A 9,364-nucleotide genomic window follows, 5' to 3' on the forward strand; every position below is an offset into this window, starting at 1 on the left:
TCGTTCCAGGAGATGGTCAACAGAGATAACTGAAAGAGACCGGCTCCTGATCAATTATCTAGGCATGAAATTTTGAGTACTGATTATCCAACTTTTAGGATTTTACTGTTTATGATGGCTTAGACGGGGCTCATTATTGGCTGAACGTTAGAGGCGGCCAGCCCCGCATGTAGGACAATGCGGGACGTGGAAGTTAAAAAACTGACAGAAAGATGATGTGGGAAAGCAGTGAATTACGACTGATCTGCTATGATTCTGTCAAGAACCTTGGCAAGGCCGTCCTCGGTATTTGATTCGGTTATGAGATCCGCTGCTTTTTTTACTTCCGGCACGGCATTGGCCATTGCAACTCCGAGGCCGGCATATTCAATCATGCTGATGTCGTTAAGTTCGTCACCGAATGATACGGTTTCGCTTTTATCTATGCCTATGGTTTCACACAGCAGTTTAAGACCATTGCCTTTGTTTGCCTGCTTGTTGAGAACTTCCAGAAAACAGAAAGCGCTTCTTGTAACAGTGAAATCATTACGATATACGGCTACGTCATCCATGATGCCCTGAACCTCTTCAGCAGATCCGCAGAACATGAATTTCTGGAATTCCTCATCGTCAGGAATTGTGGAGAAATCAATCCAGGTGCATCCTATCTTGTTGAGTGTCATTTCAACATCTGTCCATTGGTTTGGTTTTGAAGCCAGCAGTCCTCTTGTAGTCGAAAAGGCATGATAATTCACTTTCAGCTTCTCAGCCATGACGGCCATTTCCTTCACCTGAGCACCGGTAATGGAGCAGGAACAGATTTGTCTTAAAGGATTCAGCTCGTAAACCACTGCACCGTTAAATCCTATGGCATACTGCCCGGGACGAACAAGGTCGAGCTGTCCGGCAATGTGAAGAATGCCTTCAATCGGTCTTCCGGTGGCTATGACAAAATGCATGCCTCTGCTCATGGCCTTTTTAATGGATTCTGCATTGGCTTTGGAGATGTTTCTGTCCGGATCCAGCAGAGTTCCGTCCAGGTCAGTAGCTATCAGTCTGTACATGATTCTTTCCTGATGTAGAAAATGATATTGCACACATTTTACCTTAATTCGGGAAAGTTTTAAAACTGCTAAATGACTGTAAGATATGCGGTCATGTTTGTAGCAATGTAAGGAAATTCGGATAGTTTCAGTTAAAAAACAAAAAGACGGGTAAACCCCCGTCTTTTTGATGACGATTCTTAATCAGATAATAGCGAAGAATTATTTCTTGGCCTTTTTAGCCTTCTTCTTTGCTGCTTCGGCCACTACATCCTTAAGATTCTTACCGGCAACGAAAGCAGGAACTCTGGTTGCAGGGATTTCAATGACTTCCTTGGTTGCAGGGTTGCGGCCGGTTCTGGCTGGACGATCCTTAACCTTGAAAGTACCGAAACCGATGAGACTTACACTGTTACCTTCCTTTAATTCATCGCTGATGGTTTCAAGGATGGCTTCAACAACGGCATGAGCTTCGCTCTTCTTCAGCCCAGCTTTTTCCTGAATTGCACTAACTAATTCTGATTTATTCATAAACGAACCTTCATTAAGTCCTAAAACATACTCATAACTGTAATAATTGGAGAGCCTGTATTTATAATTAAATATTATGGTTAAAAATAATAGGTACTCCGTTTTAGATACGGGCGGAGCATTGAAAAGACTAGGTTATCAACGTCCGACACCATAACTAGAGTATATAGCAATCATTTTGGTTTTGAACAAAATCTTTTTAAAAGTGTTGAAAAATTTATAAAAATCAAGGCATGTGTCAAAAAATAACGGGGTTTTTAGCAGTGGCGGGGCCTGAGGTCCGTTTAAAAAGATAGAAATTTTATGTAATTTTGGTTAAAATTCACATGGTTTTTTGTTTGGTCTTCCAGACAGCGATTCGGCTTCTGTTCCGTCGCTGTGCTGTTGTTTTTGATATTGAGGTATTTAATGGATATTATTCGTCCTATAAGAAGAGCTCTTATCAGTGTTTCTGATAAGACCGGTATTGTGGATTTCGCCAAAGAACTTGAAGCCCGTGGAGTTGAAATTCTTTCAACCGGCGGTACAGCCAAACTTCTTGCCGAAGCAGGTCTTAAGGTTACCGAAGTAAGTGATTACACCGGTTTCCCTGAAATGATGAGCGGTCGTGTTAAGACTCTTCATCCAAAGGTTCATGGCGGTATTTTAGGCCGTCGCGGCATCGATGATGAAATCATGGCAAAGCATGACATCAAGCCTATCGACCTGGTTGCCGTTAACCTCTATCCGTTTGCAGCTACCGTTGCATCACCAGACTGCACTCTGGAAAAGGCCATTGAAAACATCGACATCGGCGGTCCTACCATGGTAAGAAGTGCTGCAAAGAACTTCAAGGATGTTGCCATTGTTGTTAATGCAAAAGACTACTCAAGAGTAATTGCCGAAATGGACAGCAACGGTAATTCTCTTACCTATGAGACCAGATTTGACCTGTCAATCGCTGCATTTGAACATACCGCAGCATATGACGGAATGATTGCAAATTATTTCGGTACCAAGGTACCTGATTACGGTATTCCTGAAGAATCCGATCCTGAATCAAAGTTCCCACGTACCTTCAATACACAGTTCATCAAGAAGCAGGATATGCGTTACGGTGAAAACGGACATCAGAAGGCTGCCTTCTATGTTGAAGCAGGTAACAAGAATGCCAGCATTTCAACCGCAAAGCAGATTCAGGGTAAGGCTCTGTCATACAATAACATCGCCGATACCGATGCAGCTCTCGAATGTGTTAAGGAATTCGCTGATCCTGCATGCGTAATCGTTAAGCATGCAAATCCTTGCGGTGTGGCTCTGGGTAAGGACATCACCGAAGCATATGATAAGGCATTCAGAACCGATCCTACTTCCGCATTCGGCGGTATCATTGCATTCAACCGCGAACTTGATGCCGTAACCGCCAAGAGCATTATTGACAGACAGTTCTGCGAAGTAATTATTGCTCCAAGCGTAACTGATGAAGCTAAGGCAGTAGTTTCCGCTAAGAAGAATATCCGTCTTCTCGAGTGCGGTTACTGGACCAAGAGAGAAGCATATCTTGACTTTAAGCGCGTAACAGGCGGTCTGCTTGTTCAGGATGCTGACGTTATTAATCTCAATACTGACGATCTCAAGGTTGTGACCAAGCTTCAGCCAACCAAGGAACAGCTCGAAGAACTCCTGTTCGCATGGAAGGTTGTTAAATTCACCAAGTCAAATGCTATCGTATACACCAAGGATAAGATGACAATCGGTGTTGGTGCAGGTCAGATGAGCCGTGTATTCTCTGCTGAGATTGCTATTAAGAAGGCTAACGAAATCGGTCTTGATATCAAGGGAACTGCGCTGGCTTCTGATGCATTCTTCCCGTTCAGAGACGGTATTGATGCGGCTGCAGCAGCAGGGGTTACCTGCATTATTCAGCCAGGCGGATCAGTACGCGATCAGGAATGTATCGATGCTGCCAATGAGCACGGTATTGTTATGGTATTCACCGGAATCCGTCATTTCCGTCACTAACAGTTAGTTTTTTGAAGAAGTACCGTGGACGGTACTTCTTTTAATTTATTTAATGGATTTTTTATGAAAGTTTTAGTAATTGGTAACGGTGGTCGTGAACATGCTCTTGCATGGAAGGCTGCCCAGTCTCCTCTTGCCGAAGTTGTTTATGTTGCTCCGGGGAATCCAGGCACTGCTCTTGAGCCAAAGCTTCAGAATGTTAACATCAGCGTAAGTGACATAGACGGTCTTCTTGCCTTTGCCAAGAAGGAAAAAGTTGATCTCACCATCGTAGGACCGGAAGCTCCGCTTGTTGCCGGTGTCGTTGATGCATTCAGAGCCGACGGCCTGAGAATTTTTGGACCGACCAAAGCAGCAGCCCAGCTCGAGGGCTCAAAGTCCTTCACCAAGGATTTTCTGTTAAGACACAACATTCCTACAGCACATTACTCAGTATTCACTGAAGTTGATAAGGCTTTGGCTTACATCGATGAAAAAGGCGCTCCTATCGTAATCAAGGCTGACGGTCTGGCAGCAGGCAAGGGTGTTATTGTTGCCATGAACGTGGATGATGCCAAGGCTGCGGTTAAGGATATGCTTGCAGATAACGCATTCGGTGATGCTGGTTCAAAGGTTGTTATCGAAGAATTCCTGTCTGGCGAGGAAGCTTCATTCATCGTAATGGTAGACGGTGACAATGTTGTTCCTATGGCAACCAGTCAGGATCACAAGCGTGTGGGCGATGGTGATACCGGTCCTAATACCGGCGGTATGGGTGCATATTCTCCAGCTCCGGTTGTTACCAGTGATGTCTATGAAAAGGTAATGAGCCAGATTATTTATCCTACCGTTCAGGGAATGAAGGCTGAAGGCAATACCTACACCGGTTTCCTGTATGCAGGTCTGATGATTGATGCAGCTGGTAATCCGAAGGTTATTGAGTATAACTGCCGTTTCGGTGATCCTGAAACCCAGCCAATCATGCTGAGAATGGACAGTGATCTCGTGGATCTCTGTTACAAGGCTACCGAAGGCGGACTCAAGGGTGAAACTGCAAAGTACAATACCAAGGCGGCGGTAGGTGTTGTTCTTGCCGCAGAGAATTATCCTGCTTCTCCTAAGAAGGGCGATGTTATTTCCGGTCTTGATTCAGAATTTGAATCTGAAGTTAAGGTATTCCATGCCGGTACGGCTCTTAAGGACGGTAATATCGTTACAAACGGCGGCCGCGTGCTTTGTGTGACCGCATTGGGTAATACAGTTCTCGAAGCAAAACAGAAGGCCTACAGGGCAATTAAGAATATCAGCTGGAACGGCATGTTCCATCGTAATGATATTGCTGACAGGGCGATTGCAAGAGAACAGAGCAAATAGTGTAAGCTTATAAATGCTGCCTCTGCATGGCAGCATTCGGGCTTATACTGTTTCTATGAAGTGTTTTAAGAAGAGCAGATACGTGTATCTGCTCTTTCTTATCGATTATTATTGCACAGAATATCAGTTTTCAGGATTAGGACGTGAATCAGGTCGTTGAACAGTTGCTATTATTTTTAGGCGGCTTTGTGGCTAACGTTCTGGCATCACTTTCAGGTGGTGGTGCCGGATTCGTGCAGCTCCCTCTTCTTATTTTTATGGGGCTCCCGTTCTCACTCGCCCTCGGTACCCATAAGGTTGCCGTGGTGGCACTCGGCCTCGGTTCTCTGGCCAAAAACCATCAGGTGAACAATCTGAACGGAAAGGCCGTACTCATATTTTTACTGTTGGGATGTCCTGCTGTTGTTCTCGGATCGGTTTTTGTTGTGGAGCTAAAGGACTGGATTGCGGAATTCAGTCTTGGTCTGATAACAATTGCATCTGTTATTTATTCCGCAACCAAAAAACAGTTTGGTCTGGAAAACAGGGAAAATACTCTGACTCGCAGGGATTACGTAAGGGCAGCGTTTTTTACCGTGTTGGTCGGGATTCTCAGTGGTTCATTTTCCAGCGGAGCCGGACTTATGGCAATTATGGTAATGGTAATGTGTTACCGTATGGATATAAAAAAGGCCATTCATCATTCCATGATTCTGGTTGCTTTTATATGGAATCTTACCGGTGCCGTAGCCATGGGAACCATGGCCAGCATTCACTGGAACTGGGTGCCGATGCTTGTTGCAGGTGCGTTTATAGGCGGATTTACGGGAACCTATCTCATAAAGTATTTTGATGCGGTGAAAATCAAAAGGCTGTTTCAGCTGATAATGCTGTCCAGCGGAATTCTGCTTCTCTACAAGGCAATGGTTCATTGCGGATTTTAAAAATAAAATCAGGATAAGAATCCTGATTTATTTTGTGCTTTTGTATCCGGACAGTGTTGCCTGCCTGAATATGTCTTCAAGTGGTTTAACTTGGAGTGCTAGTCGACCATGATGCCGATGTTGGAACATCCAAGTTCCTCACATTCCTTTCTGAGTTCATTTGTGAATTCCGGTGAACGCTTAGCCTTGGAGATGCGGTCAAGCAGGTTAATCTGATAATCCATCTCTTCGACTATAAGCTGTTTGTCGTACAGTTCCTCGTCCTGATATTCAGCCTCTTCAGTAAATTCAAGATACTTTGCCACCGTGCATATGGATGCACTGCTGGCATGTTCGGCTTCGTCACCGAAATGATTCACTATGGCGTTGATGGACTGTGACAGAGAAATGCAGGCGTCCAGAGCAGGATAAGCTCCGTAAGGACTGTCATCATCAATTTCTGGAATATGCTTTTCGAGAGTTTCCAGAAGCTTTTCAAGGCTGATGTGATTTTCCTTGTCAGTGTGGAACTCCCACATGGTGTTCAGTATGTTTCTGAAATCTCTTAAGGCCTCATGGTTTTCAGTGACATCCGCATAAAGCAGAAAATTGGGGGACTGTCTCTGAGCAAGTGTCAGGGCAAACAGTGACTGCTGCCATGGTTTTAACTCATTCAGCATCTTGTAAAACTTTTCACCAAAAATAGCCATATATACGTCCTTAATATTACACGCGGTTATTCTATCAAAAAGACTTCCTGTTGTTAAAAGACTTTGAGCGTTTTTGACAGTACAGTTCCTAAAATAATCATAAACTTAATAAAAACGTGGAAAAGTTTGACAATCTTCACAAAAAATGTATACTTGACGGATATCTGTCGAAAGACGGTGGGGGCTTATACAAATAAGCAGAAACCTCAATTTTTCTATATATGTCAGTGTCTGACAGTCTTTGACCAGTAAGGGTTTACTTTTAGAAAATACGAGGTTAAGGGTGTTTTTTACAAGTAAAAACAATTGGTTTCAGTAATGCCAATTAGATGGCCGTGAAACGAATTTCGTTTTTTGGGGTCAGAACGGATTTTCCGTTGAGAGAATCAGCTTTTAATACAGACGATTTAATGAATGTCCGTATTGTTGCGGTATTCCGAATCCTTTTATCGGATTTGTGTTTTGCCTGGGCGTGATGAATGTATGTCGGCTGCCTTAATGTTGCATATACAGGTAAATCGGATATGCATGTTGTTTTTATGGCGAACTAATATTAATTAAACAGATATCGGTCTGCCCGTGTTGCGGGAAAGAAACACTGCTGGCTTTATTAAGCTTATTGATTATGTATTATTACGAGGTAAATGATGACTGAAAATACAGTATTACAGTCTGAGAATGTTCAGGACACGGCTCCTGCGGATATTAATTTTGAAAATGAGGAATTACAGACCGAATCAGTGGAAAATGCAGTGGAAGAGAATGGTTTCGACCATTTCGGGTTAAGAGAAGAAGTCTTAAAGTCAATTAAGAAGCTTGGTTTTGAAATGCCTTCACCAATCCAGGAAAAGTCCATACAGCCGCTTCTTGAAGGTCGTGACGTTCTTGGACAGGCTCAGACCGGTACCGGTAAGACTGCTGCCTTTGCACTGCCGCTGCTTTCTAAAATTAACGTGGAAACCAGAGATACTCAGGTTCTGATTATTGCTCCGACAAGAGAGTTAGCCTTACAGGTGGCTGAGGCCTGTCAGAGCTTTGCAAAATACCTGCAGAAGTTCAGTGTACTGCCAATCTATGGCGGCGCCTCATATGACGTACAGTTGAAGGCCTTAAAGAGAGGTGCTCAGCTGGTGGTCGGTACTCCCGGTCGTGTAATGGATTTGATTAAGCGAGGGGCTCTGGTTCTTGATAAATTGAAGGCTCTGGTACTCGATGAAGCAGATGAAATGCTTCAGATGGGATTTATTGAGGATGTTGAGTGGATTATTCAGAAATGTCCTGAAAACAGACAGATTGCTCTGTATTCAGCCACCATGCCTGAAATGATTAAAAAGGTCGCCAGACAGTATCTTAAGGATCCTGTAGAAATTAAGATTGCCTCAAAGACCACCACGGCAACCACCGTTCGTCAGAGATACTGGCTTGTATCCGGTCTTCACAAGATTGATGCTCTTACAAGACTTCTTGAAGTTGAGCCGTATGATGCTCTGCTGATATTCACAAGAACAAAGACCGCTGCTGAAGAGCTTGCAAACAAGCTGGCTGCAAGAGGTCATGCCTGTGAGGCTCTGCATGGCGACATTCCGCAGAAGATTCGCGAGAAGACGGTTGAAAGACTTAAGAGCGGTATTCTTGACGTTCTTATAGCTACAGACGTGGCTGCACGCGGACTTGACGTTGATCGTATTACCCATGTGGTTAACTACGATATTCCGTATGATCCTGAATCATACGTGCACCGTATCGGCAGAACCGGTCGTGCGGGCAGAACCGGTGATGCAATTCTGTTTGTGTCTCCGAAGGAAAGAAGAATGCTTCGTCTCATTGAACATACTACAAAACAGCCGATTGAGCCGATGACCATTCCTACAACGCAGGATATTAACAGACACCGTGTTATGGCATTCAAGAACAAGATGCTCAAGAGTCTTGAGGCGGATGATCTGGAACCGTATCAGCAGCTTGTTAATGAAGTGCTTATTGACGATGCCATTGATCCGATTGATCTGTGTGCGGCTCTGGCAAAGCTTGTTCAGGGGAACGAACCTCTGTTCCTTGAGGAAAAGCCTGAACCTAAGCAGAAGATGCTTGATGATGACAGGTCATTCAGAAAGGAATCTCCGAGAGAGCGTTTCGTAAGAAACAACAGTGTTGAATTCGATTACGAAACAGGAGAGGAAAAGGTCGAGCATGCAGGGGAATCCAGACCTAAAAAGCGTCCTTCTGCCATTCCTCAGCCTTTAAAGGATTTCCCTGACATCAAGATGGTGCGTTACCGTGTTGCCGTAGGGTATCGTGACGGTGTTAAGGCAGGACAGATTGTCGGTGCCATTGCAAATGAAGGTGAACTTGACAGTCAGTATATAGGCTGTATTGATATTTTTGACACATTTGCCACAGTAGATCTTCCTGAAGGCATGCCTAAGGAAACAATGGAAATTCTGAAAAAGAGTAGGGTTTGCGGCCGTGCGCTGGAAATAAGACATTACTACAGTGATGATGAAAACAGCAATGACCGTCGTAAGGACAGAGCGAGAGCTGCCGATCACGGCCGTGCCAAGAAGATTGCCGATAAAAAGCCGGCCAAAAAATCAGCCGCCAAAACAAAGAAGGGGGTAAGGGCTGCTCCTTTCAAGTTCTGATTTTAAAGTATTTTTCTTAATACTGACGGAGCCGGTATATATCCGGTTCCGGTAGCAGATCCGTGTAGAAGGAGGCATACTGCAGTATGCCTCCTTCTTGTTTTCCCATATTTTGAACAAATTTCTGTAACTATGGGTTAAGTCAAAATCCCCAACTTAAGTTAGAGTTGGGGATTTCTATTTATTCTTCAGACTCTACTGCA

General features: G+C 44.1%; 7 protein-coding genes. 4 read left to right on the forward strand and 3 right to left on the reverse strand.

Features of this window, described 5'->3' with window-relative positions; all coding sequences use genetic code 11:
* Positions 1-233: 233 nt before the first annotated feature.
* Both QZU58_RS09180 and QZU58_RS09185 read right to left on the reverse strand, forming a co-directional pair.
* The gene (locus QZU58_RS09180; protein WP_294496231.1) at positions 234-1,043 is read right to left on the reverse strand and encodes a Cof-type HAD-IIB family hydrolase; all 810 of its coding nucleotides are present in this window, start codon (positions 1,041-1,043) and stop codon (positions 234-236) included.
* Between the two features lie 201 nt (positions 1,044-1,244).
* Entirely contained in the window at positions 1,245-1,553 is a 309-nt protein-coding gene (locus QZU58_RS09185) for an HU family DNA-binding protein (protein ID WP_294460275.1), read from the reverse strand.
* Between the two features lie 408 nt (positions 1,554-1,961).
* Here QZU58_RS09185 and purH point away from each other — a divergent pair, with 408 nt between their 5' ends.
* From purH to QZU58_RS09200, 3 genes are all read left to right on the forward strand, one after another.
* Positions 1,962-3,554 carry a bifunctional phosphoribosylaminoimidazolecarboxamide formyltransferase/IMP cyclohydrolase gene (purH, locus tag QZU58_RS09190; protein ID WP_294460278.1) on the forward strand — a complete coding sequence of 531 codons (1,593 nt, stop codon included), beginning with the start codon at positions 1,962-1,964 and terminating at the stop codon, positions 3,552-3,554.
* A 63-nt stretch (positions 3,555-3,617) separates the two neighbouring features.
* Positions 3,618-4,907 (forward strand): phosphoribosylamine--glycine ligase, encoded by a 1,290-nt coding sequence (gene purD / locus QZU58_RS09195; protein ID WP_294496233.1) that lies wholly within the window; start codon positions 3,618-3,620, stop codon positions 4,905-4,907.
* Between the two features lie 143 nt (positions 4,908-5,050).
* Positions 5,051-5,830 carry a sulfite exporter TauE/SafE family protein gene (locus tag QZU58_RS09200; RefSeq protein ID WP_294496235.1) on the forward strand — a complete coding sequence of 260 codons (780 nt, stop codon included), beginning with the start codon at positions 5,051-5,053 and terminating at the stop codon, positions 5,828-5,830.
* 98 nt (positions 5,831-5,928) lie between these two features.
* Here the strand turns inward: QZU58_RS09200 and QZU58_RS09205 are convergent, their stop codons facing one another.
* Positions 5,929-6,519, reverse strand: coding sequence for a YjaG family protein (locus QZU58_RS09205; protein ID WP_294460285.1), 591 nt, complete (start codon positions 6,517-6,519; stop codon positions 5,929-5,931).
* An 827-nt stretch (positions 6,520-7,346) separates the two neighbouring features.
* Between QZU58_RS09205 and QZU58_RS09210 the strand changes: the two genes are divergently transcribed.
* The gene (locus QZU58_RS09210; protein ID WP_294496237.1) at positions 7,347-9,161 is read left to right on the forward strand and encodes a DEAD/DEAH box helicase; all 1,815 of its coding nucleotides are present in this window, start codon (positions 7,347-7,349) and stop codon (positions 9,159-9,161) included.
* Positions 9,162-9,364: the final 203 nt, after the last annotated feature.

This window comes from uncultured Ruminobacter sp. (assembly GCA_902764345.1).
In the GTDB taxonomy this organism is placed as follows: Bacteria; Pseudomonadota; Gammaproteobacteria; order Enterobacterales; family Succinivibrionaceae; genus Ruminobacter.